This window comes from Alcanivorax sp. MD8A, assembly GCF_002888555.1.
Taxonomy (GTDB): domain Bacteria; phylum Pseudomonadota; class Gammaproteobacteria; order Pseudomonadales; family Alcanivoracaceae; genus Alcanivorax.
The window spans coordinates 151592-178404 of record NZ_AQOQ01000004.1; the positions used below are offsets into that span (position 1 = coordinate 151592).

23 protein-coding genes are annotated in these 26813 nt (G+C 58.7%); 18 read left to right on the forward strand and 5 right to left on the reverse strand.

What is annotated here, in order from left to right; all coding sequences use genetic code 11:
• Positions 1-38: 38 nt before the first annotated feature.
• From A15D_RS03700 to sufB, 4 genes are all read right to left on the reverse strand, one after another.
• The gene (locus A15D_RS03700) at positions 39-1262 is read right to left on the reverse strand and encodes an aminotransferase class V-fold PLP-dependent enzyme (RefSeq protein WP_102790824.1); all 1224 of its coding nucleotides are present in this window, start codon (positions 1260-1262) and stop codon (positions 39-41) included.
• Positions 1259-2485: a Fe-S cluster assembly protein SufD gene (gene sufD / locus A15D_RS03705; RefSeq protein ID WP_022986930.1), complete on the reverse strand. Its 1227-nt coding sequence runs from the start codon at positions 2483-2485 to the stop codon at positions 1259-1261. The genes A15D_RS03700 and sufD overlap by 4 nt, the downstream gene beginning before the upstream one ends.
• Positions 2482-3237 (reverse strand): Fe-S cluster assembly ATPase SufC, encoded by a 756-nt coding sequence (gene sufC / locus A15D_RS03710; RefSeq protein WP_022986931.1) that lies wholly within the window; start codon positions 3235-3237, stop codon positions 2482-2484. The genes sufD and sufC overlap by 4 nt, the downstream gene beginning before the upstream one ends.
• A 145-nt stretch (positions 3238-3382) precedes the next feature.
• Positions 3383-4822: a Fe-S cluster assembly protein SufB gene (sufB, locus tag A15D_RS03715; RefSeq protein WP_022986932.1), complete on the reverse strand. Its 1440-nt coding sequence runs from the start codon at positions 4820-4822 to the stop codon at positions 3383-3385.
• Between the two features lie 308 nt (positions 4823-5130).
• Between sufB and ndk the strand changes: the two genes are divergently transcribed.
• The 12 genes from ndk (at position 5131) to A15D_RS03775 (ending at position 19242) form a co-directional block, all read left to right on the forward strand.
• Positions 5131-5562, forward strand: a complete 432-nt coding sequence (gene ndk / locus A15D_RS03720) for a nucleoside-diphosphate kinase (RefSeq protein ID WP_022986933.1) — start codon at positions 5131-5133, stop codon at positions 5560-5562.
• Between the two features lie 86 nt (positions 5563-5648).
• The gene (gene rlmN, locus A15D_RS03725) at positions 5649-6791 is read left to right on the forward strand and encodes a 23S rRNA (adenine(2503)-C(2))-methyltransferase RlmN (RefSeq protein ID WP_022986934.1); all 1143 of its coding nucleotides are present in this window, start codon (positions 5649-5651) and stop codon (positions 6789-6791) included.
• On the forward strand, positions 6791-7576 hold the full coding sequence (gene pilW, locus A15D_RS03730; protein WP_102790825.1) for a type IV pilus biogenesis/stability protein PilW: 786 nt from the start codon (positions 6791-6793) through the stop codon (positions 7574-7576). The genes rlmN and pilW overlap by 1 nt, the downstream gene beginning before the upstream one ends.
• Positions 7573-8433 carry a RodZ domain-containing protein gene (locus A15D_RS03735; protein WP_102790826.1) on the forward strand — a complete coding sequence of 287 codons (861 nt, stop codon included), beginning with the start codon at positions 7573-7575 and terminating at the stop codon, positions 8431-8433. The genes pilW and A15D_RS03735 overlap by 4 nt, the downstream gene beginning before the upstream one ends.
• A 21-nt stretch (positions 8434-8454) precedes the next feature.
• Positions 8455-9573, forward strand: a complete 1119-nt coding sequence (gene ispG, locus A15D_RS03740; RefSeq protein ID WP_102790827.1) for a flavodoxin-dependent (E)-4-hydroxy-3-methylbut-2-enyl-diphosphate synthase — start codon at positions 8455-8457, stop codon at positions 9571-9573.
• A 101-nt stretch (positions 9574-9674) separates the two neighbouring features.
• Complete coding sequence (gene hisS / locus A15D_RS03745; RefSeq protein ID WP_102790828.1) at positions 9675-10946, forward strand: histidine--tRNA ligase; 1272 nt, start codon at positions 9675-9677, stop codon at positions 10944-10946.
• Between the two features lie 72 nt (positions 10947-11018).
• Positions 11019-11654: a tetratricopeptide repeat protein gene (locus A15D_RS03750; protein WP_233192048.1), complete on the forward strand. Its 636-nt coding sequence runs from the start codon at positions 11019-11021 to the stop codon at positions 11652-11654.
• A complete protein-coding gene (gene bamB, locus A15D_RS03755) occupies positions 11655-12800 on the forward strand; it encodes an outer membrane protein assembly factor BamB (protein ID WP_102790829.1) in 1146 nt (381 codons plus the stop codon).
• Positions 12801-12920: 120 nt separating this feature from the next.
• Complete coding sequence (gene der, locus A15D_RS03760; protein ID WP_102790830.1) at positions 12921-14327, forward strand: ribosome biogenesis GTPase Der; 1407 nt, start codon at positions 12921-12923, stop codon at positions 14325-14327.
• A gap of 69 nt (positions 14328-14396) precedes the next feature.
• On the forward strand, positions 14397-16469 hold the full coding sequence (locus tag A15D_RS03765; RefSeq protein WP_233192050.1) for a TonB-dependent siderophore receptor: 2073 nt from the start codon (positions 14397-14399) through the stop codon (positions 16467-16469).
• Positions 16469-17326: a hypothetical protein gene (locus A15D_RS03770; RefSeq protein WP_102790831.1), complete on the forward strand. Its 858-nt coding sequence runs from the start codon at positions 16469-16471 to the stop codon at positions 17324-17326. The genes A15D_RS03765 and A15D_RS03770 overlap by 1 nt, the downstream gene beginning before the upstream one ends.
• Positions 17323-19242 (forward strand): ATP-binding protein, encoded by a 1920-nt coding sequence (locus tag A15D_RS03775; protein WP_102790832.1) that lies wholly within the window; start codon positions 17323-17325, stop codon positions 19240-19242. Before A15D_RS03770 ends, A15D_RS03775 begins: the two co-directional genes overlap by 4 nt.
• Here A15D_RS03775 and xseA read toward each other — a convergent pair.
• On the reverse strand, positions 19187-20545 hold the full coding sequence (gene xseA, locus A15D_RS03780; protein WP_102790833.1) for an exodeoxyribonuclease VII large subunit: 1359 nt from the start codon (positions 20543-20545) through the stop codon (positions 19187-19189). The genes A15D_RS03775 and xseA overlap by 56 nt on opposite strands.
• Positions 20546-20787: 242 nt before the next feature.
• Between xseA and guaB the strand changes: the two genes are divergently transcribed.
• The 6 genes from guaB to pheS all read left to right on the forward strand — a co-directional run bounded on the left by guaB (position 20788) and on the right by pheS (position 26782).
• Positions 20788-22257: an IMP dehydrogenase gene (gene guaB, locus A15D_RS03785; RefSeq protein WP_102790834.1), complete on the forward strand. Its 1470-nt coding sequence runs from the start codon at positions 20788-20790 to the stop codon at positions 22255-22257.
• A gap of 186 nt (positions 22258-22443) precedes the next feature.
• Entirely contained in the window at positions 22444-24015 is a 1572-nt protein-coding gene (gene guaA, locus A15D_RS03790) for a glutamine-hydrolyzing GMP synthase (RefSeq protein ID WP_022986947.1), read from the forward strand.
• 294 nt (positions 24016-24309) lie between these two features.
• The gene (infC, locus tag A15D_RS03795; protein WP_022986948.1) at positions 24310-24867 is read left to right on the forward strand and encodes a translation initiation factor IF-3; all 558 of its coding nucleotides are present in this window, start codon (positions 24310-24312) and stop codon (positions 24865-24867) included.
• A gap of 55 nt (positions 24868-24922) precedes the next feature.
• Positions 24923-25117, forward strand: a complete 195-nt coding sequence (rpmI, locus tag A15D_RS03800) for a 50S ribosomal protein L35 (RefSeq protein ID WP_022986949.1) — start codon at positions 24923-24925, stop codon at positions 25115-25117.
• 25 nt (positions 25118-25142) lie between these two features.
• Positions 25143-25502, forward strand: a complete 360-nt coding sequence (rplT, locus tag A15D_RS03805) for a 50S ribosomal protein L20 (RefSeq protein ID WP_022986950.1) — start codon at positions 25143-25145, stop codon at positions 25500-25502.
• 260 nt (positions 25503-25762) lie between these two features.
• Entirely contained in the window at positions 25763-26782 is a 1020-nt protein-coding gene (gene pheS / locus A15D_RS03810; protein ID WP_022986951.1) for a phenylalanine--tRNA ligase subunit alpha, read from the forward strand.
• The last annotated feature ends 31 nt before the right edge of the window (positions 26783-26813 follow it).

Below are 26813 nucleotides of genomic sequence, written 5' to 3' on the forward strand. Positions count from 1 at the left end.
CGCCAGCGACGCTCCTACAGTGAAGGTGGGTGCCAGGGTTAGAGAAAGGTTTTCACCTTCTCAAGCGCCGCAAACAGGCGGTCCACCTCATCAAGAGTATTATAGATCGAGAACGAGGCCCGCACAGTGCCGGGAATACCGAGGCTGTCCATCAGCGGCATGGTGCAGTGGTGCCCGGTACGGACGGCGACGCCTTGTTTGTCCAGCAGCATGCCCACATCTGCCGGGTGACCACCGTCCAGCAGGAACGACAGCACACTTACTTTACTGGCGGCGGTGCCAATGATTTTCAAGCCATCAAAGGCGTTTGCCTGTTCGGTGGCGTGGGCCAGCAAGGCGTTTTCGTGGGCTTCCAGTGCGGCACGGTCCTGGCCGTTGAGCCAGTTGATCGCTGTGCCCAGCCCGATAGCGCCAGCAATATTCGGGGTGCCGGCCTCGAATTTGTAGGGCAGCTGATTCCAGGTGCTTTTTTCGAAGGTGACCACTTCGATCATCTCGCCGCCGGTCTGGTAGGGCGGCATGGCTTCCAGCAGCTCGCGGCGGCCGTACAGCACGCCAATGCCGGTGGGGCCAAACAGCTTGTGGCCGGAGAAGGCGTAGAAATCTGCCCCCAGATCCTGCACATCGACCGGGAAGTGGGCCACTGCCTGGGCGCCGTCCACCAGGGTAATGGCGCCTGCGGCTTTTGCCTTGGCTACCATGTGTTTCACCGGGTTCAGCGTGCCCAGTGCATTGCTGGCATGGCCGATGGCCACGATTTTGGTCTTGTCGCTGAGCAGTGAATCAAAGGCGTCCAGATCCAGGCTGCAGTCGTCGTGTAGCGGGATCACCTTGAGGGTGGCGCCTGTGGCCAGGCAGGCCTGCTGCCAGGGCACAATGTTGGCGTGGTGTTCGCTGGTGCTGATCAGCACTTCGTCACCGGGCTGCAGCTGCTCGCGGGCCACACACTGGGCAACAATGTTGATGGACTCGGTGGTGCCTTTGGTCCAGAGGATCTCTTCGCGACTGGTGTTAAGGAAATCCGCCACGGTCTGGCGCGCACCTTCGAACTGGCCGGTGGCCTCGTCACTCAGGTAATGGGCGCCCCGGTGCACATTGGAGTTCACCCCGCGATAGTAGTTCTGCAGGGCGTCGAGCACCGCCACTGGTTTCTGGGTGGTGGCGCCATTGTCCAGATAGACCAGTGGCTTGCCGTTGACCTGCTGGTCCAGAATCGGGAACTGGGCGCGCAGGGCGTGGATATCCAGTGCCTTGGCGGTCACGCGGCATCAGCTCCCGCCGGGCTGGCCTGGGTCAGCTCGGCTTCCAGCCACGGGGTGGCCCACTCGGCCACTTTTTCGTGGGGCAGGGCCATCAACAGTTCGTTGACGAAACCCAGGCTCAGCATGCGCTTGGCTTCGGCAGCGGCGATGCCCCGGGATTGCAGGTAGAACTGCTGCATGGCGTCGAGCTGGCCGACGGTGGTGCCGTGGGCACATTTCACATCGTCGTTGTAGATTTCCAGCTCCGGCTTGGTGTTGATTTCCGCCCCGGCGTTGAGCAGCAGGTTCTTGTTGGACAACTCGGCATTGGTACCGCTGGCACCCGGGTGAATATGGATGCGACCGTTGAACACGGCCTTGCCGCTTTCGCCTGCCAGACCTTTGAAGTTCTGGTCGGACTCGCAGTTGGGCACGGCGTGTTCCACGCACATCTGGTTGTCCACGTGGCCCTTGTTGCGGACCACGAAGATGCCCTTCATGTTCAGCTCGGCACCACTCTTGTTCACCAGTGCGTGCACGTCGTTGCGGCGCAGACGGTTACCGGTCATCAGCTGGTAGCTGTCCACGGTGCTGACGCCCTGCTGATCAATGACCAGGGTGCCGATGTGCAGGGTGGAAGCATGCTCACCCTGCAGGCGGTAATGGGTCAGTTTGGCATTGTCAGCCGTGATCAGGGCGGTCACGGCATTGGTCAGTGCCTGACCCTCGGCGTGGTAGTGCTCGATAACGGTGGCTTCGGCACCGGTGTTGAGCTTGACGATCACGCGGGGGTTGCAGTGTGCCGGCGCATCGCTGGCGGACTGGATCTGCACATGGATGGGCTGCGCAACGCGGGTGTTGGCGGCGACTTCCAGGACCACGGCGCGTGCCACTGCACTGTTGTACAGGGCAAACGGGGTTTCCAGGCCGTTCACCTCGGGGCTTTCGTGATGCAGGCTGACACCGTCGGGCAGGGTGCTGCCGGTCAGGGCGCCATTGGTAATGGAGACCACGCACTCACTCAGCGCCGGTAGCGGCTGGGCAATGTCGCCAGCGGCGACGCCATTAAGGTGGCCATCGGCCAGTGCCTGCAGCGAGGTGTATTTCCAGCGTTCGGATTTGCGCTGCGGGAAGCTGGCGCCTTCGAGGGCATCCAGCACCACACCTTCGCTGCCGTTGCGACGGGCGTTTGCCAGCGCCTGGGTTTTCAGTTCCAGCGCCAGTTCATTGGCGGAGACGGTCATGCGGACTCCTCTTCTCCGGTGAGCCAGCCATAGCCTTTCTGTTCCAGTTCCAGGGCCAGTTCCTTGCCGCCGGACTTGATGATCTGGCCGTTGTACAGCACGTGTACGAAGTCCGGGACGATGTAGTCCAGCAGGCGCTGATAGTGGGTAACCAGCACGATGCCGCGTTCCGGGCTGCGCAGGGAGTTGACGCCTTTGGCGACCACCTGCAGCGCGTCGATGTCGAGGCCGGAGTCGGTCTCGTCGAGCAGCGCCAGCTTGGGCTCCATCAGCATCATCTGCATGATTTCGTTGCGTTTCTTTTCGCCGCCGGAAAAGCCTTCGTTAACACCGCGCTTGAGGAAGCTGGCGTCCAGGTTGACCTGTTTGCAAGCGGCACGAGCCTGGCGAAGCAGGGTTACGGAGTCCCACTCTTCCTTGCCCTGGGCGCCGCGCACGGATTCCAGGGCGGCCTTGAGGAATTCCATATTGGAGACCCCGGGGATCTCGACCGGGTATTGGAAGGCCAGGAACAGACCAGCCTGGGCGCGTTCTTCCGGCTCCATCTCCGCCAGGCTGTTGCCTTCGAACAGGGCTTCGCCACCGGTGATCTCGTAATTGTCACGGCCTGACAGCACATTGGCGAGGGTAGACTTGCCGGAGCCATTGGGGCCCATGATGGCGTGGACCTCGCCCGGATTAACGGTCAGGTTCAGGCCTTTAAGAATCGGCTTGTCCGCCACGGAGGCGTGCAGATCACGAATTTCCAGCATGTTTCGATGCGCCTTTCGGTTGGGCCGGGTTTCCCGGCTCCGGGTTGATTCAGGGTTCTGTGGGAGCTTGCCTGCAGACGATTTGGCCTTGGCCAATGCAGTTTCGCTTGCAGGCAAGCTCCTACGGCGTAGTTAGTGTCGGGGCCTAGCCCACTGCGCCTTCCAGGCTGACTTCAAGCAGCTTGCCGGCTTCTACCGCAAACTCCATGGGCAGTTCCTTGAAGACTTCCTTGCAGAAGCCATTCACGATCATGGAGACCGCTTTTTCCGGGTCGATACCGCGTTGGCGACACAGGAACATCTGGTCATCACTCACCTTGGAGGTGGTGGCCTCGTGTTCGATGGTGGCCGTGGGGTTTTTCGACTCGATATAGGGGAAGGTGTGTGCGCCACACTGATCGCCCAGCAGCAAGGAATCGCACTGGGTGAAGTTGCGGGCGTTGTCCGCACGGGGGCTGATGCGCACCAGGCCCCGGTAGGCGTTCTGGCTGCGCGAGGCAGAGATGCCCTTGGAGATGATGGTGCTCTTGGTGTTCTTGCCCAGGTGGATCATTTTGGTGCCGGTGTCCGCCTGCTGCATGTGGCGGGTCAGGGCCACGGAGTAGAACTCGCCGATGCTGTTGTCGCCACGCAGGATCACGGAAGGGTACTTCCAGGTGATGGCAGAGCCGGTTTCCACCTGGGTCCAGCTGATCTTGCTGTTGTCGTGGGCCACACCGCGCTTGGTCACGAAGTTGTAGATGCCGCCCTTGCCATTTTCATCGCCGGGGTACCAGTTTTGAACGGTGGAGTATTTGATCTCGGCACCGGGCAGGGCAACCAGTTCCACTACTGCTGCGTGCAGCTGGTTTTCGTCACGCTGGGGGGCGGTGCAGCCTTCCAGGTAGCTCACATAGCTGCCTTCGTCGGCAATGATCAGCGTACGTTCGAACTGGCCGGTGTTGGCTTCGTTGATGCGGAAGTAGGTGGACAGCTCCATGGGGCAGCGTACGCCTTTGGGGATGTACACAAAGGAGCCGTCGGAAAACACTGCACTGTTCAGGGCGGCGTAGAAATTGTCGCCCTGGGGAACCACAGAGCCCAAATACTTCTTCACCAGCTCCGGGTGTTCCTTGATGGCTTCGGAAATGGAGCAAAAGATCACCCCGGCCTCGGCCAGCTTCTCTTTGAAAGTGGTGAATACCGAGGAGGAATCGAACACCACGTCCACAGCAACCCCGGCCAGCATTTCCTGCTCATGCAGAGGAATGCCAAGTTTTTCATAGGTGGCAAGCAGCTCAGGATCCACTTCGTCCAGGCTTTTCGGGGCGTCATCCAGGCTTTTGGGCTTGGAGTAGTAGGACACCTCGTTGAAATCGATGGGCGGGTGCTTCAGGTGTGCCCAGCTCGGGGAGGGCATTTCCTGCCATTTGCGGTAGCTGTCCAGCCGCCATTCCAGCATCCATTCCGGCTCGCCTTTCTTGGCAGACAGAAAGCGGATGACATCCTCGCTCAGGCCCGGGGGCAGGGTCTCGGTGTCCACCTGGGTGGTGAAACCGGCCTCGTAATTGGAGCGAATCAGCTTGTCCAGTTCGGCTTGGCTCATAGATCAGCGCCTGCGGTCCAGAAGTGTAAGTGAATACCAGAGTAATTTAGTCGGGTATTATACGCCTTTCGCGGGCGCTGTCGAATGGAGGCGGGGGCTGAAAGGCCGTGGCCCGGTGACGGCGGGGCGGTGCGTGTCCGACGGGCGGCAACGGTATCATAATTCGCCCTGCTTGCGTATAATCCGCCGGTTCCAGGGGGTTGCTGCGTGGGCTGCTTTGCCAGTCTGCCGATCACCCCTGTCATTGCCCCGGGGAGCCGTTTGGGTTTCCGAGGACCATTTAACGCAAATCTGGAGTGAACAGACTGATGGCTGTTGAGCGCACCCTCTCTATCATCAAGCCTGATGCCGTGGCCAAGAACGTAATCGGCGACATCGTTGCCCGTTTCGAAAAGGCTGACCTGAAAGTGGTTGCCATGAAAATGGTACACCTGAGTGACGAGCAGGCGGGCGGTTTCTACGCCGAGCACAAGGAGCGCCCGTTCTTCAAGGATCTGGTGTCCTTCATGACCAGCGGTCCTGTGGTTGTTCAGGTTCTGGAAGGCGAAGACGCTGTAACCAAGAATCGTGACCTGATGGGCGCTACCAACCCGGCAGACGCTGCGGCTGGAACCATTCGCGCTGATTTCGCTCAGACCATTGACGAGAACGCGGTACACGGCTCTGACTCTACCGAGTCTGCCGCCCGCGAAGTGGCCTACTTCTTCTCTGACGAAGAACTGTGCCCGCGCACCCGCTAATTTCAGCGGTGTAGCTCTGTCTGCCACGGCCCCGGCCGTGGCAGACTTGTATACAGGCACTGGAAATTGCCTGACTGGAGAATGCCATGACTGTCCAACAGAAAGTCAATCTGCTCGGTCTTGATCGCCCGCAAATGGAAGAGTTCTTCCTGAATATGGGCGAGAAGAAGTTTCGTGCCCAGCAGGTGCTGAAATGGATCCACCATCATCAGGCGGATTCCTTCGAGCAAATGACCGATGTGGGCAAGGCGTTGCGCCAGAAACTCGCCGAGGTCGCCGAAATTCGCGGTCCGGAAGTGAGCCACGAAAGCATCAGCCGTGATGGCACCCGCAAGTGGGTGTTTGCACTGGACAACGGCGGTGCCGTGGAAACCGTTTTTATTCCCGATGGTCGTCGCGGCACCCTGTGCGTGTCGTCCCAGGTGGGCTGTGCCGTGGATTGCAGCTTCTGCTCCACGGGCAAGCAGGGCTTTCAGCGAGACATGACCAGCGCCGAGATTATCGGTCAGGTGTGGCAGGCCGCCCGTTCTTTCGGCCCGCGTCGTAACCTGGGTGAGCACCCCATTACCAATGTGGTGATGATGGGCATGGGTGAACCGCTGCTGAATTACGACCGCGTGCTGACCGCCATGCGCATCATGAAGGATGACCTTGGTTACGGCATCGGCAAGAAACGCATTACCCTGTCTACCTCCGGGGTGATTCCGAAGATGGACCAGCTCAGTCAGGATCTGGATGTGGCGCTGGCGGTAAGCCTGCACGCCCCCAATGATGAGCTGCGTAACGAACTGGTACCGCTGAATCGCAAGTATCCGCTCAAGGAGCTGATGGCGGCCTGCAAGCGTTACACCAAGAACATTTCCCACAAGCACAACACCATTACCATGGAATACGTGATGCTCCGGGATGTGAACGACAAACCGGAACATGCCCGCCAGTTGGTTAAACTGCTTAACGGTATTCCGGTGAAGGTGAATCTGATTCCTTTTAACCCGTTCCCGCATGCCGGGTACGAGCGTTCACGCAAGAGCGATATTCTGGAATTCCATAAGTATCTGAATGACAATGGATTGTTGACGACGGTACGGACGACTCGTGGCGATGATATTGATGCCGCCTGTGGTCAGCTGGTGGGGCAGGTGCAAGACCGGACCCGGCGCAGTGAGCGCTGGAAGGAATCCATTTTTCACCGCTCCGAAAACTCGGATAACAATACAGCGCAAGCCTAATGACTCTTTTTATTCGCGGTTTTGCGGGCCTGCTTCTGGCAGGCCTTTTGACCACCGGGTGTGTGACGGTGGAAACGGGCAAGCAGGAAGTCAAGATCGACGAAGCGGTGACCAGCCGCGTGGCGGCAGGGCTTCAGTATCTCCAGCAAGGTAACCCGGCCGAAGCCCGCCGTCATTTTTCCCGGGCGCTCGAACTCAATGATGACAGCGCCATCGCGCACAACGCCATGGCGCTGCTCTATAAATATGAGCAAGATCCCGAGCTGGAAGAATACCACTACAAGAAGGCGCTGAGTGCTGATCGCAAGTACTCTCCGGCGCTGAACAACTACGGCACCCTGTTGTTCTCTCGTGGGGATTACAAAGAGGCGCTGGACAAGTTCGACAAGGCCGCCAATGACCCCAGTTATGATGGACGGGCCAGTGCCTGGGAAAATATGGGGCGTTGCTACCGTGAGCTGGGTCGTGATGAGGAGGCGCAAAAGGCCTTTATCAAGGCGTTGCGACTGAATCCCCGTTCTGTGGTGCCAAACCTGGAGCTGGCTGATCTGTATCACAGCGAAGGCAATGCCCGTCTGGCCTGGGATTATTACAAGCAGTATCTGCAGCGGACCAATCGCCAGAGTGCCCGTTCGCTATGGCTGGGTATCCAGCTTGCCAGTGCCCGTGGCCTCAAGGACCAGCAGTCCAGCTATGAGCTGGCACTGGAAAATCTCTACCGCCGCTCGCCAGAGTACCGTGAGTGGCAGACCTGGAAGCAAGCCAAAGCGGAGGGTGGACAATGAGTGAAGACATGGTTGTGCTGCCCGGTGAGCGTTGCCGAAAAGCCAGGGAAGCCATGGGCTGGACCCCGGCAGAAGCCGCCAAGCGCATGCACCTTTCACAGACCTATCTGCTGGCGCTGGAAGCAGACGATTACGAGCGGCTCCCCGAGGCAACCTTCGTCAAGGGCTACCTGAAAAACTACGCCCGCTTGTTGGGTTTGCCCGCAGATGAGGTGGCCAATACTTTTCAGCAAATGGTCAACGAGGATGCGTTCAACAAGCCTCTTGAATTGCCGTCCATGCCTCTCAAGCGGGGCTTGCTGTCACGGCCCTGGGTCTGGATTGTGCTGGTCTTGCTCGTGGTGGTCATCGGTCTGTTAGCCTGGCCGGAAGGCCGTGAGGACGCGGCTGTCGTCGAGGAGAGTACCCAGCAGGAGCCGCTGGCCTCTCAGGCCTCGGACGATGAGGCCGCTGAGTTAACGGACTCGGTCGATGACCGTTCCGGCGCCGAGGCTGATCAGGTATTTCCTGAGGGCAGTGAAGAGATGTTGCCGGTTGACGAGCCTGTCGAGCCGGCGCAGCCTGAACCTGAGGCAGAGGTGGGCACCGTGGCGCCCTCGATGCTGGCGGACAACGGCCTTGATCGTCTGATTCTGGTCTTTTCCGCCAATTGCTGGGTGCAAATCACGGACGCCTCAGGGCGTACATTGCGACAGGGTGAGCAGCAAGCTGGCGCCTCCCTGCAACTGGATGGCCAGGCACCTTTCAATGTCACCTTGGGTAATGCCGGCGCGGTGTCTGATATTCACCTTAATGGCGAGGCTGTCACCTTGCCGACGGATTCACCCGGTAAGGTTGTCCGCATCACCCTTCCCTGATTCGCGAGACCAGGAAACACCATGGAACCGGAAGTCAAAATTGAGCGCCGCAAGACCCGGCAGATCTTTGTCGGCAAGGTGCCGGTGGGTGGTGACGCGCCCATCTCCGTGCAGAGCATGACCAACACCGAAACCTGTGACGTGGACGCCACGGTTGGCCAGATCCGCCGGCTGCAGGATGCGGGGGTCGATATCGTCCGGGTGTCTGTGCCCAGCATGGAGGCCGCTGACGCCTTCGGCAAGATTCGTTCACAGGTGGATGTGCCGCTGGTGGCGGATATTCACTACGATTACAAGATTGCGTTGGCAGTGGCGGAAAAAGGTGTGGACTGCTTGCGCATCAACCCCGGCAACATTGGCCGGGAAGATCGCATCAAGGCTGTCATTCAGTGTGCCAAGGACAAGGGGTTGCCCATCCGTATTGGTGTGAATGCGGGTTCCCTGGAAAAAGAACTGCAACGTAAGTATGGCGAGCCTACGTCGGATGCGCTGGTGGAGTCTGCTCTGCGGCATGTGGACATTCTCGATCGTCACGATTTTCAGGACTTCAAGGTCAGTGTGAAGGCGTCCAACGTTTTCATGACGCTGCAGGCTTATCGCAAGCTTTCCGCTCAGATTGAGCAGCCTTTGCACCTTGGTGTGACCGAGGCCGGGACGTTCCGTTCCGGTACCGTAAAGTCTGCCGTGGCCTTGGGATCCCTACTCATGGAAGGGATTGGCGACACCATCCGAATTTCGCTGGCCGCAGATCCGGTGGAAGAGGTTCGGGTGGGTTTCGATATTCTCAAGAGCCTGAATCTACGCAAGAAAGGCGTAAACATCATTGCTTGCCCCAGTTGCTCACGGCAGAACTTTGATGTCATCAAGACCGTCAACGAACTGGAAGCACGGCTGGAAGATATCAACGAATCCGTGGATCTGGCGGTGATCGGTTGCCTGGTGAATGGGCCGGGCGAAGCCCGCGAAGCCGATGTGGGCCTGACCGGCGGCACCCCGAATAATCTGTCCTATGAGGATGGCAAGAAGAGCCATCACGTCAGCAAGGATGACCTGGTCGATGAGCTGGAGCGCATGGTTCGCGCCAAGGTAAAAAAACAACGCGAAGATGAAGCGAAAGGCATCATCGCGAGAAGTGAATGACTGCTCGGACGTCGGGTGTCTGACGACTGACGCTTGAGCTCGGAAGGTTTTGCGTCAGACGTCTGGCCTCCGACGTCTGACGTTTTTAGCAAGGAATTTTCGTGAGTAAAAAGATTACTTCCATTCGCGGCATGAACGATATCCTGCCGGAGCAAACCGGCCTTTGGCAGTGGCTGGAAGGCAAGGTGCGCGATGTGTTGGCCAGCTATGGCTACCAGGAAATTCGTATGCCTATTGTGGAGCAGACGGATCTGTTCAAGCGCAGCATCGGAGAAGTGACCGATATCGTCGAAAAAGAAATGTACACCTTTGACGATCGCAACGGTGACAGCCTGACCCTGCGCCCCGAAGGCACTGCCAGCTGCGTACGCGCTTGCGAAGAGCACGGTTTGCTCTACAACCAGATTCAGCGTTTGTGGTACACCGGGCCCATGTTCCGTCACGAGCGGCCGCAGGCTGGCCGCTATCGTCAGTTTCACCAGATCGGGGTGGAAACTTTCGGTATGGATGGGCCGGACATCGACGCTGAAGTGATTCTGATGACGGCGCGTTTGTGGAAAGTCCTGGGCCTGGCCGACAAGGTCACCCTGGAGCTGAACTCGCTGGGAGATGCCGATGATCGTGCCCGCTACCGGGACGCGCTGGTAGCCTATTTGCAGGAGCATGTAGAGCAGATTGACGAGGACTCCCGCAAGCGTATCGAGCGCAGTCCGCTACGAGTACTGGACAGCAAGGACTCAGGCACCCGCAAAGTGCTGGAAGGGGCGCCGCAGTTGGCGGATTACCTCAATGAGGACGCCCGCGCCCATTTTGAGAGCTTGAAAGCCTTGCTTGATGCCAATGGCATTGCTTATAAAGTGAACCCGTATCTGGTGCGCGGGCTGGACTATTACGGCAAGACCGTTTTCGAGTGGGTCACCGACGCGTTGGGCGCCCAGGGCACCGTGTGTGCTGGCGGTCGTTACGATGGTCTGGTGGCGCAGCTGGGCGGCAAGCCCACCCCGGCAGTGGGTTTCGCCATGGGGGTTGAGCGACTGATTCTGTTGATTGAGCAGAACCGTCCGGAACTGTCGGCGCCGGTTGACGTCTATGTGATGGCCATGGGGGATGTATTGGCTCCCACCATGGCATTGTCCGAGCAGTTGCGCGATGCGCTGCCCGACCGTGCAGTGCAGCTGCATTGTGGTGGCGGCAGTTTCAAAAGCCAGATGAAAAAAGCAGATCGCAGTGGTGCGGCCATTGCCTTGATCATCGGCGAAGATGAGCTTGCCAGTGGTGTGGTAATGGTGAAACCGTTACGTGGCCAGGGCGAACAGACACAGGTAGCACAAGGGGATATCGCCAACGCGGTCATATCCCTGCTGGAGTCATAACGGCACCGGCGGGTTAACATTCAGACACCGGGGTCGCGCATTCCGGACAATAAAAAAGGAAAGGAGATCAGGGTGGTCGATTACATCCGTGACGAAGAAGAGCAGGCGGAACTGCTCAAGAACTGGTGGCAGCAAAATGGCACTGCCGCCATCATTACCATCGTGTTGGCGGTGGCCGCTCTGATCGGTTGGCGGGAGTGGCAAGACCACAGTGCCGGGCAATCGGCTGAAGCTTCTGCCCAGTATCAGGAAATGTTGCGTGAGCTGGTCGCCCCGGAACAGGATGTGACCTCCATCACGGCCAAGGCCGATGCCCTGATTGAGGCCTACCCGAAAACTGCGTATGCCGACTATGCGCGCCTGGCCAAAGCCAGCCTTGCAGTACAGTCCGGTGAGTTTGATCCGGCGGCGGAGCTGCTGCAGTCAGTTGCCAGCAACGGTGCCACCGACGCCATCGAATATACCGCGGCTTTGCGCCTGGCTCGTGTCTACCTTCACCAGCAAGCTTGGGACAAGGCGCAGACCCAGCTGGACAAGCGCTACCCGGAAGCCTTCAACGGCATGGCACTGGAACTGCGCGGTGATCTGGCCAAGGGCCAGGGCGATGCCGAAGTGGCGGTGCAGCGCTATGAAGAAGCGCTGGCTGCGCTCCAGGACGGCGGAGAGAAAGACCGCGTGCAAATGAAACTGGACGACCTGAAGAGCTAAATGAAATATTTCCTCCTTCCCCTGATGCTGGCCAGCCTGGTGCTGGTCGGCTGTAGCTCCAACCCCAACGCCATTGAACCCAACGATCTGCCTGACTTCGAGGCCAGCTACAAGGTCAAGCGGCTGTGGAGCGAGGGTGTGGGGGACGGAATTGAAGACAGCCAGCTCACCCTGCGCCCTGCGGTAACTACTCAGCAAGTCATTGCTGGCGATGTCTTTGGCGATATCTACGCGGTAAGCCGGGACAAGGGCAAGCGTTTGTGGCGCAAGAAAACCGGTGATCGCATTGCTGGTGGGTTCTATGCCGGCTACGGCATGGTGCTTTACGGTACCCGAGAAGGTATGGCTGTGGCGCTGGACGCTGAAACGGGTGATGAGCTATGGCGTACCCAGCTCTCCGGTGAAGCGCTGGCCATTCCTGTCAGCGATGGCAGTCTGACGATTTTCCAGACCCAGGATGGTCATGTGGTGGCGTTGGACGCCGCCACGGGCGAGCAGCGTTGGGACTATGAAACGCCGGTGCCGACCCTGACCCTGCGGGGGCTGGCGCAGCCCACCATTGCCAATGATCGTGTGTATGCCGGCTTTGCCAATGCCAAAGTGGCGGCACTGGATCTCGCCTCTGGTGGGCCGGTCTGGGAACAGCGTATTGCCGAAGCCACCGGCCGCTCCGAGCTGGATCGTCTGATCGATGTGGACAGTAACCTGATTGTGGAAGGCGGTGGGGTGTTTGCCGTGTCCTTTCAGGGCCGCATCAGCGTCATGGATCAGGACAGCGGTCGCCAATACTGGGACAAAGACATGTCCAGTGCCCTCAATATCAGCACCAGTGGCAGCGGAAACCTGTTCGTAGCAGATGATGTGGGCGTGGTACGCGCAGTAGACCAGCGCGGGGGGGCGGTACTGTGGAAACAAGATAAACTCTACGGTCGACGCCTTACCGGCACGGCCTACCAGGATGGCCTGGTGGCGGTGGGGGACTACGAGGGCTACATCCACTGGCTGAACGCTGACGATGGCAGCATTGTGGCGCGCAAACGCCATGATGGTGACGGCTTTGCCGGCACCCCGGTCAGTTATGACGGCACCCTGTATGTGCTGGGCTATGACGGTAAACTGTCTGCCTATCAGCTGACGCCACGTTAGCACCATCCGGCCAACCTTCTCAGAACGCCCTGCAGGATTGCTCCTGTGGGGCGTTTTGCGTAAAGCGTACAGACACGTTTCGCGTTACCATAGTGCCCAAACACCCTTGCAGAGACATCTATGAAACCGGTCATCGCCCTGGTGGGGCGGCCCAATGTGGGCAAATCCACCCTGTTCAATCGACTCACCCGTACACGTGATGCCTTGGTGGCAGACTTTCCGGGCCTGACGCGCGACCGTAAATACGGTGACGGGCGCATGGGGGATTACCCCTATACCGTGGTAGATACCGGTGGCATTGGTGAGAATGAGGATGGCATTGATGCCCCCATGACAGACCAGTCCCTGCGCGCCGTAGGGGAAGCGGATCTGGTGCTGTTCATGGTGGATGGCCGCGCCGGTCTGACCGCAGCGGATGAGCAGATCGCGGGCGAATTACGCAAGTTGCCCAAGCCAACCTATCTGGTAGTCAACAAGACTGATGGCATTGATGCCGATACCGCCATGGCAGACTTTTATGCCCTGGGGATGAGCGACGTGCTGCCCATCGCGGCCGCCCATGGGCGTGGCGTTCGCAGCATGATTGAAACCGTCATGGAGGCGTTTCCGGATCTGGAGCCGCTTGATCCTGAGCAGGAAGCCGAGAGGCCCCGGCAGGATGACAGCATCCGTGTGGCGGTGCTGGGGCGGCCCAACGTGGGCAAGTCCACCCTGATCAACCGCATGCTTGGTGAAGAGCGGGTCGTGGTGTTTGACCACGCGGGGACCACTCGAGACTCTATCGAAATTCCCTTTGAGCGCATGGGCAAGCCCTACACGCTGATTGATACGGCCGGGGTACGTCGTCGTGGCAAGGTCTACGAGATGGTGGAGAAGTTCTCTGTCATCAAGGCCCTGCAGGCCGTGGAGGCCGCTCAGGTGGTGGTCATTGTGATCGATGCCCGGGAAGGCATTACCGATCAGGATCTTCACCTTTTGGGCTATGTTCTCGATAGCGGTCGTGCGCTTATGATTGCAGTGAATAAATGGGATGGCCTGGAAGCGGACCACAAGGAGCGGGTGCGCGTGGAGCTGGGGCGTCGGCTGGAATTTGCCCCCTGGGTGAAGATCAAATTTATCTCAGCCCTGCATGGCACCGGCGTAGGCGACCTCTGGGGCATGGTGGAAAAAGCCTGGGACAGCGCCTTTATCAAGGTTGGCACCAACGAAATGACGCGGATCATGGAGTCCATCACCGCCGGGCATCCGCCGCCGCGTAATGGCCGTTTCCGTGCCAAGCTGCGTTTTGCGCATATGGGGGGCAACAATCCTCCCACCATCGTGTTGCACGGCAACCGCACCGAGTCGTTGCCCAACACCTACAAGCGCTTCCTGGAAAACCGTTTTCGTGAAGCCCTGCAGCTGGAAGGCACACCGATCCGGCTGGAATTCAAATCCGGCTCCAACCCTTATGAGGGGCGAAAGAATGAGCTCACCGAGCGTCAGGCCCATAAGCGGCGCCGTATGATAAAACGCATGAAGAAGTGACGAATCGCCTGGGGAGGGCTGATCATCAAACGCTGGGGGAAGAGGGGATGTATTGTTGCAGGTGCGCTTTTGCCTGCCAGCCTGTGGGCCATGGAGCCCATGATGCCTCTTGCCGAGCAGCCGGGTATGGTGCTCACTCCCGCACGGGTCAGCCAGCCCCAGTCTGAGGCGCCCGCCAGTGTCACGGTCATTGATCGAAACCTGATCGAGGCCAGTGGCGCCCGTGAACTCTATGAAGTGCTGAAACTGGTGCCCGGCATGACGGCCATCAAAGTGGATGGCAATGTCCCCACGGTGGCTTATCACGGTACCCAGGCGCGGGATTCCCGTCGTATGCTGGTGTTGCTGGATGGCCGTAGCCAGTATCAGCCAGGGCTGTCCCGGGTCAGCTGGAATGACATGCCCGTGGATATCCGGGACGTGGAACGCATTGAGGTGACACGCGGCCCGGCAGCGGCGGCTTATGGTGCCAACGCCTTCACGGCAGTGGTCAATATCATTACCCGTGATCCGCGGGATATCAGCAAGCATTCCGTGTCTGTCCGCGGGGGGAATAATGGCATTCTGGATGGTCGCGCCGCTGCTGTGGGTCATGGTGACAACAGCGCCTGGCGAGCCTCGGTGTCACGCCGCGCGGATGACGGTTACGACGAACCGTTTGAAGGCGAGATTCGTCCGGATCGAAAGCGGATTGAAACCCTGAACAGCGAGTGGCTCTGGGAAGTGGATGACCGCAACACCTTTTCGGTGCAGGCGGGCGGTAGTCAGAGCTGGCTCGAGCGCCAGCAAGAATCCGGTGTTGCCGACATTGGCAATTACACCCATGACCCGGTTCAACAAGGGGAGAAGGCATTTCTGTCGCTGGAATGGCAGCATGTCTTTTCGGCGACTCATCAGCTCAAGCTGAGTACCTACGGGCAATACAGCAACGAAGCCACGGGGTTTGGGGTTTGTTACCTGGATCCGTTTACCGGGCAGCCTGGTCCCGGTGGCGGGCTGTTGTTCTCCAGAGAGCTGCGCGAGCTGTATCTGCAAAATGGAGGCGATACAGGGGCTACCTTTTCGGCCGTGCCATCAAGCGCGGCTGTCTTGTCTCGTTACGGTACCCTTCAAGGCGCGGTGGGCAATTTCTGTGCTGACAGTGAACTGGACTTGCAGGAAGAGCGCTATGATCTTGAAGTGCAGGATACCTGGCAGATCAATGAACGTTTGCGACTGGTCAGTGGTGCCAATCTGCGTCACGACCGTGTCAGCTCGGATAGCTATCTCTCCGGTACTGAAGATAATCTCAGTTACCGGCTGTTTGGGAATCTGGCTGTCGATGTGTTGAGCCCGCTGACCCTCAACCTTGGTGGGTACTGGGAGCGGGACCAGATCAGCGGTGAGCACTTCAGTCCCCGTGGGGGTGTGAGTTGGCGTGTGGCGCCAAGCCATACCTTGCGTTATGTCTATTCTCGCGCGGTGCGTACCCCGGACATTTACGAAGATCAGGCGCACACCAATATTGAGGCGATGGAGATGTCTCAGCCCTTCGCCAGTAACCCCAATGGCCTGTTGGGATGGTCACCTGCCTATTTCTTTATTACCCAGAGTAGCCCCGGCACCCTCAAGCCAGAGAAAATTCGTTCAGAGGAAGTGGGTTATTATGGCCAGTTCCGTTATCTGGAACTGGACGTACGCTACTTTCAGGAAGAACTCACTGATCTGCTCAGCCATGCGTTGAATCCGTTCGAGTTTGAACCCAATAATGAGGGCTGGGTAAACCACCAGGGAACGGAAGCTCAGCTGACCTTTCGGCCCACGGTCAATCATCTTCTCCGGCTGACCGGGGCGCACATTCATACCCATACCAACAAGAAGACCGAGAGCCGAATTGCGGCCAGGGATTCTGGCAGTGTCCTGTGGGCGTGGCAGTTTGCTTCCCGCTGGGGGCTCTCTACGGCGTATTATCAGGCCAACGACTATAACGACTATCGTTACCAACGGGCGGATTTGCAAATCCGTTTCCGTCACCGCGCGGGTCCGGCGGAGCTGGAGTGGCGAGCGGTGGTTCAGCATGCGCTGAACAAAGAACCGATTGTCTTCGAGGAAAACCAGTACCAGGAAGACAGGATGTGGCTGGAGCTGGAGATGAAGATCTGATGCGACAGGGACGACATTGGCTGATAGCGCTGCTGCTGGTGCTGGCGGCCCCGTCCCTTTTTGCCCAAATACCTCCACTAGCTGTGTATGTGGAAGGCTCTGAGGGCAACTTTCGTCGCGGTTTCATACAGGCGTTGAGCGCAGATGCCCAGCCGCTGGACTTGGTGGCCTCTGTGGATGACAGCGATATGCTCATCGGGCTGGGGGATGAGGCCTTTAGCCGAGCCCTGACCCATGGCAAGCCGGTATTGGGGGTGTTTGTCAGCCGTGCCCTTGCCGAAAAGGTGGAGCGCAAGGGGTGTCACTGCGCAGCGATTTGGGCGGGAGTAGCGCTGGATGATCAGCTCGCCATGCTGGAAAACATGATGCCGCTGGCGCGTAAGGTGGGCGTGATACTGGGAGAGAACAGTGCCTGGTCAGAAGGGGCGCTCCAGGATTATAGCGGCCGGCTGAGTCTGTTTCCCATGGTTGTCTCCCCGCGCAATGAGCTGGGGGATGTATTGCGAGAGGCCTTGCCGGATCTGGACGTGCTGTTGTTGCCGGTGGATGAATCCTTGTTTGGCCCGACCGCAGCAAAACTTATCTTGCTGACCAGCTACCGCTTGCGGCGACCGGTATTCGGTCCAGAGCAAAGCTATGTTCAGGCGGGTAGCGTCGCCAGTCTCTATGCCAGTGGAGGAGATCTGGTATCAGAAACCCTGGTGCATCTGGAATCGTTCCGAAAGCGCAAGCGGTTCCGTCGGTCCGGTTTTGTGCACACCCCCTCGGTGATCGTTAATGAGCATGTGGCTGGCAGCTTTGACATGCGCTACAGCAACACCGACGCGCTGCGCGATGCGCTGGAGATGCTGCCATGAAAAAGCAGGCCGGCATTCGCAAGCAGCTTCAGATTCTCGGTGTGGTGCCCGCACTGTTCATGCTGGGATTGTTACTGGTGGCGCTGACCTGGCAGCGATTCGAAGATGCTGATCGCGATTTACAGGCGTTGGGCAGCTTTATGGCCCAACAGATCGCGTCTTCCTCGGAGTATGGGGTGCTGGCGGGCAACTACGGTGACTTGCGCCGCCAGGCGCAGCTGGCCATGCAGCAAGCCGATTTGCAGTATGTGGTATTCCGTGATGACAAGGGCAAAGTGCTGCTTTACGAGGGGCGCAATGATCAGCCCCGTACTCAGGGCATTATGGAGTTCCAGTCTGGCATCTATCAGCAGCCGGTGGCGGAAACCGATACCTTGCGGCTGGCCCTGGATGACAACCTTGAGCCGGTGCGTATCGGCTCTGTAGTACTGGGTATGTCCAACGCCAGATTGCTGGCCCGGCAAAAGGAAATCCTGCTGGCCAGTTTGATTCCTGCGTTATCTGCCACCTTGCTGGGCTTGTGGATTGCCCAGTACTTGGCACGCCAGATTGCGTCACCGATCAATTATCTCTCGGGGTTGCTGAGGACCCTGCGTCACGGTGATTACCATGTGCGGGGAACCAGCCGTTTGCACGGTGAATTGGGCGAACTGCAGGATGACATTAATCAGCTGGCTGGTAGCCTTGAGACCGCTCATGAGGACCAGCAGTTGGCCATGGGTGAATTGAAGGCAGCACACCAGCAGGCGCAGAGTGCCAGTCAGGCAAAAAGTGATTTTCTTGCCATGATGAGCCACGAGCTTCGTACTCCCATGAACGGGGTGCTGGGTATGCTGCAGCTGCTGGAGGAAACTCGCCAGAGCGACGAACAGCATGAATACACCCAGGTAGCGCTGGAATCCACTGGTCACCTGCTGGATGTGATTAACGATATTCTTGATTTTTCCCGTATCGAAGCCGGTCGCATGGACCTGGATCCCATGTACTTCGAGCTGATGCCATTGCTGCAGAACTGTCTCTCCACTTTCCGTTATCTGGCAGAAAAGAAAGGCATCTATCTGCACCTTGAGGCCACCGGGCTTATCAATGATCGTGTTGTACGCACCGATCCGACCCGTTTGCGACAGGTGCTGAATAATCTGATCTCCAATGCCATCAAGTTCACCAGTGAAGGTGGGGTAACCGTGAGGGTGGCCGGTGCCCGTGTAGAACCTGACTGGCTGGATCTGAAACTGTCGGTGGAAGATACCGGCATTGGGATTCCGCAGGAAAAACAGGCGCAATTGTTCAAGGCATTTTCCCAGCTGGATTCCTCTACCTCTCGACGTTTTGGCGGGACGGGTCTGGGGCTGGCCATTGCCCGTCGGCTTAGCGAGATGCTGGGTGGCCAGCTGACCGTGGATAGCTCAGAGAGTGGTGGCAGTACGTTCACACTGACGCTGCGGATGCTGTTCCGGGAAGACATGCCAGAGCAGAATGAAGTGGTGCTGATTAGCGGTGAACCTGAGCCGCGCACGCTCAGCGGTCTGGTGCTGCTGGTGGAAGACAACGAAGTGAACATGATGGTCGCTCGCCGCATTCTTGAGCAAATGGGCGTGACGGTGGTCACGGCTATCAATGGCAAAGAGGCGCTGGACAGGGTCAAGCAACGGGATTTTGACTGCATCCTCATGGATGTGCAGATGCCGGTGCTCGACGGCATGGAGGCAACGCGTCAGCTCAGGCAGTGGGAGCGGGAGCAGGGCAGGGCACCTATTCCGGTCATTGCCCTGACCGCCAACGCCATGGAAGAAGAGCGTGAGCGGTGTTTAACCGCAGGCATGGACGACCATCTGGCCAAGCCGTTCCGCCGTCAGCAACTCAGTCGTGTGCTGACCCCGTATCTGACCCCTGAACGTGCTCAATCCGGGCGCTGAACTCCCCGTCTGTCAGGCGTGTGGTGATGGTGTCGCCGGGTTGCAGCTGTGCGGCGGAGCGCACGGCGTCCTCCCCTTTGAAGGTAATGCTGTAGCCCCGCGCCAGGGTTCGCAGCGGGCTCGCGGTATCCAGCCGTTTTCCCAGTCCTCCCAGTCGGACTTGTTCCTGCTGCAATTGTCGCAACAGCGGGGCGGGTAACCGTTTATTCAGGCTGTCCAGTCGTTGTTGTCGCTCGGCCAGCACTCGCTGTGGGGACTGTCTTGCCAGTCGTTGCTGGCTGGGCTTCAGGCGGCTGCCAAGCAGGTCCAGACGATGTTGCATCTGGCGCTGCAGGCGAGCGTGGAGTTCGTCCAGGCGCTGGCTGCCTTGCTCCAGCGAGTGACGCGGGGAGCGCAACCGTTGGCGCAGGTGTCGCAGGCGATCGCCGGGCGTGCGCAATTGTTGGGCCATGACCCATTTCAGACGACGTTGCAGGGTGTTGAACCGCTGGCTGACCACGGACAGATCCGGGCTCACCAGTTCGGCGGCAGCAGACGGGGTCGGCGCGCGCAGGTCGGCGGCAAAGTCTGTCAGCCCGGTATCGACCTCGTGGCCCACTGCCGAGACGATGGGAATCGGACAGGCGGCCACGGCCCGGGTCAGGGCTTCGTCGTTGAACGCCCAAAGGTCTTCCAGGGAGCCGCCACCACGGCCGATGATCAGTACGTCGCACTCATTGCGTGCGACCGCGGTGTTGAGCGCCTGTGTCAGCTGGGCAGGGGCATCGGCCCCCTGGACAGCGGCAGGATAGATGACCACCGGGATCGATGGGCAGCGCCGCTTGAGAACCTGAAGAATATCGCGGATGGCAGCGCCGGACGGGGAGGTGATCACGCCAATCTGTCGCGGCCAGTCCGGCAGGGCCTGCTTGCGCTCCTGGGCAAACAGGCCTTCTGCCTGCAGCTGGGCCTTGAGGGCGTCAAATCGGGCCTTGAGCGCGCCTTCCCCGGCGGGCTCCATGTGTTCCACCACAATCTGGAAGTTGCCGCGCGGGACATACAGGGTGACCTTGGCCCGTACCAGCACCTGCTGGCCATTTTGCGGATGGAAATCCAGCAGCCTGTTACGGTTTCGAAACATGGCCCCATTAATCTGGGCGCGGGCATCCTTGAGGCTGAAGTACCAGTGACCGGAGGCAGGCCGGGAGAAGTTGGACAGCTCTCCCTGCAGCCAGATCAGCGGAAAGGAGCCTTCCAGTAGTCCCTGGGCTTCCAGGTTCAGCTGGCTGATGGAAAGGGGGTCGGTACGCGATGAAAAACTCATCGCGGGAGAGTAGCGACTTTCGCCGCCGCCCGCTACTGTCTGGATTGTGTACAAGGGGCGAAATGACGTATAATCGCCCGCTTAATTTCCGGGGGTGGCCCGGCGAGACTCAGGGATAGCCCAGAGGCTCCCAAGCCGCCTTGACCGGCGGCACCCGGGTCCCCTCCTTAACTCCGGGTGCGCCTGACAGAACCCCAATCAGCGGTTCAGGTCAGAAACCCTCTCACTTCCTACGGTGCAATATGCTCAGAATCGTGCAAGAAGCATTGACGTTCGACGACGTTCTGCTTGTACCCGCCCATTCCAATGTGCTGCCCAAGGATGTGTCCCTGAAGAGCAAATTGACGCGGGACATTTCTTTGAACATCCCTCTGGTGTCTGCAGCCATGGATACGGTCACCGAGCACCGCCTGGCCATTACCATGGCCCAGGAAGGCGGCATCGGCATCCTCCACAAGAGCATGGACCTGGAAGACCAGGCGCGAAATGTGCGCATGGTGAAAAAATACGAATCCGGTGTGGTGAAAGACCCGATCACCATCGGTCCTAAAGCCACCGTGGCGGAGTTGCTGCGCCTGACCGAAGCCAACAATATCTCCGGGGTGCCGGTGGTCGAAGGCGACAAGGTGGTGGGTATTGTCACCAGTCGTGATACCCGATTCGTCACCAACTACGACCAGCACGTTGAAGACATCATGACCGGCAAGGACCGGTTGGTGACCGTGCAGGAAGGCGCCGGCGCAGACGAAGTCCAGCTGCTGCTGCACAAGAACCGTATCGAGAAGGTGCTGGTGGTCAATGATGCGGGTGAATTGCGCGGCATGATCACCGTGAAGGACATCGAGAAGGCCCGCAAATATCCCAATGCCTGCAAGGACTCTCAGGGCCGCTTGCGCGTGGGGGCCGCGGTGGGCACGGGCGCCGGTACGGATGAGCGTGTGGCCGCACTGGTTGAAGCGGGTGTCGACGTTATCGTTGTGGATACCGCTCACGGTCATTCCCAGGGCGTTATCGACCGTGTCGCCTGGGTCAAGAAACACTTCCCGGATGTGCAGGTTATTGGCGGCAACATTGCCACCGCGGCAGCGGCAAAAGACCTGGTGGCGGCGGGTGCCGATGCGGTGAAAGTCGGTATCGGCCCGGGTTCCATTTGTACCACCCGTATTGTTGCGGGTATCGGCGTGCCACAGATTTCTGCCATTTCTGACGTGGCGGCCGCCCTGGACGGTACCGGCGTGCCGCTGATTGCCGATGGCGGTATTCGTTTCTCCGGTGATATTGCCAAGGCTGTGGCGGCGGGTGCCAGCGCCATCATGATCGGTTCCCTGTTGGCAGGAACGGAAGAAGCCCCGGGTGAAGTCGAGCTGTACCAGGGGGGCTACTACAAGGCCTACCGTGGCATGGGCTCGTTGGGTGCCATGTCGGGCAAGACTGGCTCATCCGACCGCTATTTCCAGGATGCGGCGGCCGGTATTGAAAAGCTGGTGCCAGAAGGTATCGAAGGCCGGGTGCCCTACAAGGGGCCGATGAGCGCCATCGTTCACCAACTGATGGGTGGCCTGCGTGCCTCTATGGGCTACACGGGCTGCGCCACTGTCGATGAAATGCGCACCAAGCCCGAGTTCGTGAAAGTGTCTGCCGCCGGGATGAAAGAGTCCCACGTGCATGACGTGACGATTACGAAGGAAGCTCCGAATTATCCGGTTGGGTGATTCGAGGTCTATCGTGACTTGAAAGGGGTCGGACGTCTGAGGTTGGACGTCTGACGCCAGAATCGGTCGGAGGCATCTCCGGCCGTTTTGTTTTTTTAAAGCGTCCGACGTCAGACATCCGACGTCCGACCCGTAACCAACAAGGCCCGGTGCCAGCCGCCGGCAACCACCGCGGGATTGAACCCCATGCAAGACATCCATGCCCAGCGCATCCTTATTCTGGACTTCGGTTCCCAGTACACCCAGCTGATCGCCCGTCGTGTGCGTGAAATCGGGGTCTACTGTGAAATTCGTGCCTTTGACATGACCGCAGAAGAGATCAGCGAGTTTGCGCCCAAGGGCATTATCCTGTCGGGTGGTCCTGAGTCTGTGACAGCGGCTGAAACCCCGCGTGCACCGCAGGCGGTGTTTGACGCTGGCGTGCCGGTGTTGGGTATCTGCTATGGCATGCAGACCATGGCCGAGCAGTTGGGTGGCAAGGTGGTCGCGGGTGAGAAACACGAGTTTGGTTACGCCCGGGTGGAAAAGGCAGAAAGTAACCGCCTTCTCGATGGCATTGTCGACCATGAAGAGCATGCCAGTGAATTTCTGGATGTGTGGATGAGCCACGGGGACCGTGTCGGTGCGACACCGGACGGCTTCAAGGTGATCGCCACCACCGGCAGCTGCCCGATTGCCGGCATGGCCAACGATGAAAAGCGGTTCTATGGCATCCAGTTCCACCCCGAAGTGACACATACCCTGCAGGGTGGTCGGCTGCTCGAGCGTTTTGTCCGTGAGTTGTGTGACTGTGAAGCCCTGTGGACCCCCAGCAATATCATCAACGACGCTATCGAGACCATCCGCGAGCAGGTGGGTAGCGACGAGGTGATCCTCGGTCTGTCCGGTGGCGTGGATTCCTCAGTGGTGGCGGCGCTGCTGCACAAGGCCATTGGTGAGCAGCTTACCTGTGTGTTTGTGGACAACGGCCTGCTGCGTCACCAGGAAGGTGACCAGGTGATGGAAATGTTTGCCGACAACATGGGCGTGAAAGTGATCCGTGTGGACGCGGAAGACAATTTCCTCGGCAAGCTGGCCGGAGAGGCCGACCCGGAGAAGAAGCGCAAGATCATTGGTAATACCTTTATCGACATCTTCGATGAAGAAGCGGGCAAGCTGAAGAACGCCAACTGGCTGGCCCAAGGCACCATCTACCCGGATGTGATCGAGTCCGCCGCCAGCAAGACAGGCAAGGCGCACGTGATCAAGAGCCACCACAATGTGGGCGGCCTGCCGGAAGACATGAAGCTCAAGCTGGTGGAGCCTCTTCGTGAGCTGTTCAAGGATGAGGTGCGCAAGATCGGTCTGGAATTGGGCCTGCCCTACGACATGGTCTATCGCCACCCCTTCCCGGGTCCGGGCCTTGGGGTTCGTATCCTTGGTGAAGTGAAGAAGGAATACGCCGACACCTTGCGTCTGGCGGACCATATCTTCATTGAAGAGCTGAGAGCGGCGGGGCTGTACCACAAGACCAGCCAGGCTTTTGCGGTGTTTTTGCCAGTCAAATCCGTGGGCGTGGTGGGCGATGCCCGCCGCTACGAATATGTGGTCGCGCTGCGTGCGGTGGAAACCATCGACTTCATGACCGCTCGCTGGGCACACCTGCCTTATGAATTCCTGGAGCTGGTCTCCAGCCGCATTATCAATGAAATCCCTGGCATCAGCCGGGTGACCTACGACATTTCGTCCAAGCCGCCAGCCACGATTGAGTGGGAGTAAGGCCGGATCAGCGAAAAGGGCGGCCTGTGGCCGCCTTTTTTGTTGGCGGTCAGGCCGTTTTGCTGCTTGAAAAACAAGCGGATTTGCTTAAAATACGCAGCCTTCCCGGAATTCGGGGCCGCTGAGACGGCTTCCGGATCGTGAGCAGAGTCTCACTGCCGGGCAGAATTCATTCCGTTTCAGTCAGTTGCGCGCTTCAAACCAGCGGGTTTGGGGTTGTTGTGCCCATTGTAGTGGCATACAATGCGCGCCTTTACTGGGGCGGCGAGGCGTCGCCTCATTGTCTAAAACAGAGTGGAGGTTCACGACATTAAGCGTGGAGGCAACAAGGGCCGCGAGCAACGCGCCCGGATCAATCAGCAAATCCAGGGAACCGAAGTTCGGTTGATCGATGTGGACGGTGAGCAGGTAGGGATTGTCAGCCTGCAGGATGCACTGGACAAGGCGACCGCGAAGCAACTGGATCTGGTAGAAATCTCCCCTGGTGCGGAACCGCCGGTTTGTCGAATCATGGATTACGGCAAACACCTGTTTGAGGCGAAGCAAAAGGCCAAAGAGGGGCGCAAGAAGCAGCGCCAGACTCAGGTCAAGGAAATCAAATTCCGTCCCGGCACCGATATCGGCGACTATGAGGTGAAACTGCGTAACCTCAGAAAGTTCCTCGAGGCCGGCGACAAAACCAAGATTACCGTCCGTTTCCGCGGCCGGGAAATGGCTCACCAGGAGCTGGGCCGGGAACTGCTCGAGCGTATCGAGAAGGACCTGGAAGAGTTCGGCACTGTGGAGCAACGCCCGAATATGGAAGGTCGCCAGATGATCATGGTGATCGGCCCGGGCAAAAAGAAGAAGTAACCCTTTCTGATTCGGAAAGTGTTACTCCCTAAATTAACCAACTTGAGAAGGTACCATGCCTAAAATCAAGACAAATCGTGGGGCTGCCAAGCGTTTCAAGAAAACCGCCTCCGGTTTCAAGCGCAAGCAGGCATTCAAAAACCACATTCTGACCAAGAAGTCCTCCAAGACTATCCGTCAGCTGCGTCCGAAAACCGAGGTACATGAGTCTGATGTAGCTCTGGTTAAACGCATGATGCCCTACGCATAACTGATACGGATCTGGAGACTAGACAATGGCACGAGTAAAACGTGGTGTGCAGGCCCGTCGTCGGCACAAGAAAATTCTCAAGCAGGCTAAAGGCTACTACGGTGCCCGCAGTCGTGTATTCCGTGTAGCGGTACAGGCCGTTACCAAAGCCGGTCAGTACGCTTACCGTGACCGTAAGGTTCGCAAGCGTCAGTTCCGTCGTCTGTGGATTGTGCGTATCAACGCCGCTGCGCGTCTGAACGGCCTGTCCTACAGCCGTCTGATCGATGGCCTGAAAAAGGCATCCATCGATATCGACCGTAAAGTACTGGCGGACATCGCTGTTCGCGATCAGGCAACCTTTAGCGCTTTGGCCGAGAAAGCCAAAGCGAGTCTCACCGCCTGATTCACTGTTTCGTCCTGAACGAAGCAGCATACTCAACGGGGGAAGAGCTCGCGCTCTTCCCCCGTTTTTGTTTAAAAGACCAGCTACAAGCTACAAGCTGCAAGCTACAACGCGGCTTCAGCGTTGTGCTATTCGAAAGCCTCAATGCCGCGCCCGAACGTAGCGGCGCGGGGAAAGCGGTTTCGGATGGCAACAGTCGCGAACCGTGTTGAAGCTTGCAGCTTGAAGCTTGCAGCTTATAAAAGACTGCGGAGTCTTCGATGGAAAATCTCAATGCCCTGGTCGATGCCGCCTTGGCAGAGGTAGAGCAGGCTGGTGATATCCGGGCCCTGGACGATGTGCGGGTGAAATACCTGGGCAAGAAAGGGGAAATCAGTGCCCTGATGAAGGGGCTGGGCAAGTTGAGCGCAGAAGAGCGCCCCAAGGCCGGGGCGGTCATCAATGAAGGCAAGCAGAAGGTTCAGGACGCGATTACCGCTCGCAAGACCCTGCTGGAAGAAGCCGCCCTGGCCGAACAACTGGCCAGTGAAACCGTGGATGTGACACTGCCCGGTCGCGGTGAGATGCCGGGCAACCTGCATCCCGTGAACCGCATGCGCCGCCGTATCGAGGATTTCTTCCTGCGTCTTGGCTTCGATATTTCCGAAGGCCCGGAAGTGGAAGATGATTTCCATAACTTCGAAGCGTTGAATATTCCTTCCCATCACCCGGCCCGTGCCATGCACGACACCTTCTATTTTGGTGATGGCCGTCTGCTGCGGACGCACACCTCACCGGTGCAGGTGCGCGTGATGGAGCAGGGCAAACCGCCGTTCCGGATTATTGCGCCAGGGCGTGTGTACCGGTGTGACTCCGACCTCACGCACACCCCCATGTTTCACCAGGTGGAGGGGCTGCTGGTAGACAAGGACATCACCTTTGCCGACCTGCGTGGCACCGTGGCGGAATTCCTGCGTTTCATCTTTGAGGTGGAAGACCTGCCGGTGCGCTTCCGTCCCAGCTATTTCCCGTTCACCGAGCCCAGTGCGGAAGTGGATGTGGGCTGTGTGAGCTGCAGTGGAGAAGGGTGCCGTGTGTGCTCCCATACCGGTTGGCTGGAAATCATGGGTTGCGGCATGGTGCATCCGAAAGTGCTTGAGCACGGCGGTGTCGATGCCAGTGAATACAGTGGCTTTGCCTTCGGTATGGGGATTGAGCGTATCACCATGCTGCGTTACGGCGTGAACGACCTGCGGTTGTTCTTTGAAAACGACACCCGTTTCCTGTCTCAGTTCAGCTGACACATTCACCACAGAGCCCACAGGGCACACA

Excerpts from the sequence above, each read along its gene's own strand:
- sufB (WP_022986932.1), bottom strand. The coding sequence starts at position 4,822 with ATGAGCCAAGCCGAACTGGACAAGCTGATTCGCTCCAATTACGAGGCC.
- rpmI (WP_022986949.1), top strand. The coding sequence starts at position 24,923 with ATGCCTAAAATCAAGACAAATCGTGGGGCTGCCAAGCGTTTCAAGAAA.
- sufD (WP_022986930.1), bottom strand. The coding sequence starts at position 2,485 with ATGACCGTCTCCGCCAATGAACTGGCGCTGGAACTGAAAACCCAGGCG.
- guaB (WP_102790834.1), top strand. The coding sequence starts at position 20,788 with ATGCTCAGAATCGTGCAAGAAGCATTGACGTTCGACGACGTTCTGCTT.
- pilW (WP_102790825.1), top strand. The coding sequence starts at position 6,791 with ATGACTCTTTTTATTCGCGGTTTTGCGGGCCTGCTTCTGGCAGGCCTT.
- rlmN (WP_022986934.1), top strand. The coding sequence starts at position 5,649 with ATGACTGTCCAACAGAAAGTCAATCTGCTCGGTCTTGATCGCCCGCAA.
- der (WP_102790830.1), top strand. The coding sequence starts at position 12,921 with ATGAAACCGGTCATCGCCCTGGTGGGGCGGCCCAATGTGGGCAAATCC.
- pheS (WP_022986951.1), top strand. The coding sequence starts at position 25,763 with ATGGAAAATCTCAATGCCCTGGTCGATGCCGCCTTGGCAGAGGTAGAG.
- guaA (WP_022986947.1), top strand. The coding sequence starts at position 22,444 with ATGCAAGACATCCATGCCCAGCGCATCCTTATTCTGGACTTCGGTTCC.
- A15D_RS03735 (WP_102790826.1), top strand. The coding sequence starts at position 7,573 with ATGAGTGAAGACATGGTTGTGCTGCCCGGTGAGCGTTGCCGAAAAGCC.
- ispG (WP_102790827.1), top strand. The coding sequence starts at position 8,455 with ATGGAACCGGAAGTCAAAATTGAGCGCCGCAAGACCCGGCAGATCTTT.
- sufC (WP_022986931.1), bottom strand. The coding sequence starts at position 3,237 with ATGCTGGAAATTCGTGATCTGCACGCCTCCGTGGCGGACAAGCCGATT.
- ndk (WP_022986933.1), top strand. The coding sequence starts at position 5,131 with ATGGCTGTTGAGCGCACCCTCTCTATCATCAAGCCTGATGCCGTGGCC.
- bamB (WP_102790829.1), top strand. The coding sequence starts at position 11,655 with ATGAAATATTTCCTCCTTCCCCTGATGCTGGCCAGCCTGGTGCTGGTC.
- rplT (WP_022986950.1), top strand. The coding sequence starts at position 25,143 with ATGGCACGAGTAAAACGTGGTGTGCAGGCCCGTCGTCGGCACAAGAAA.
- A15D_RS03770 (WP_102790831.1), top strand. The coding sequence starts at position 16,469 with ATGCGACAGGGACGACATTGGCTGATAGCGCTGCTGCTGGTGCTGGCG.
- xseA (WP_102790833.1), bottom strand. The coding sequence starts at position 20,545 with ATGAGTTTTTCATCGCGTACCGACCCCCTTTCCATCAGCCAGCTGAAC.
- A15D_RS03775 (WP_102790832.1), top strand. The coding sequence starts at position 17,323 with ATGAAAAAGCAGGCCGGCATTCGCAAGCAGCTTCAGATTCTCGGTGTG.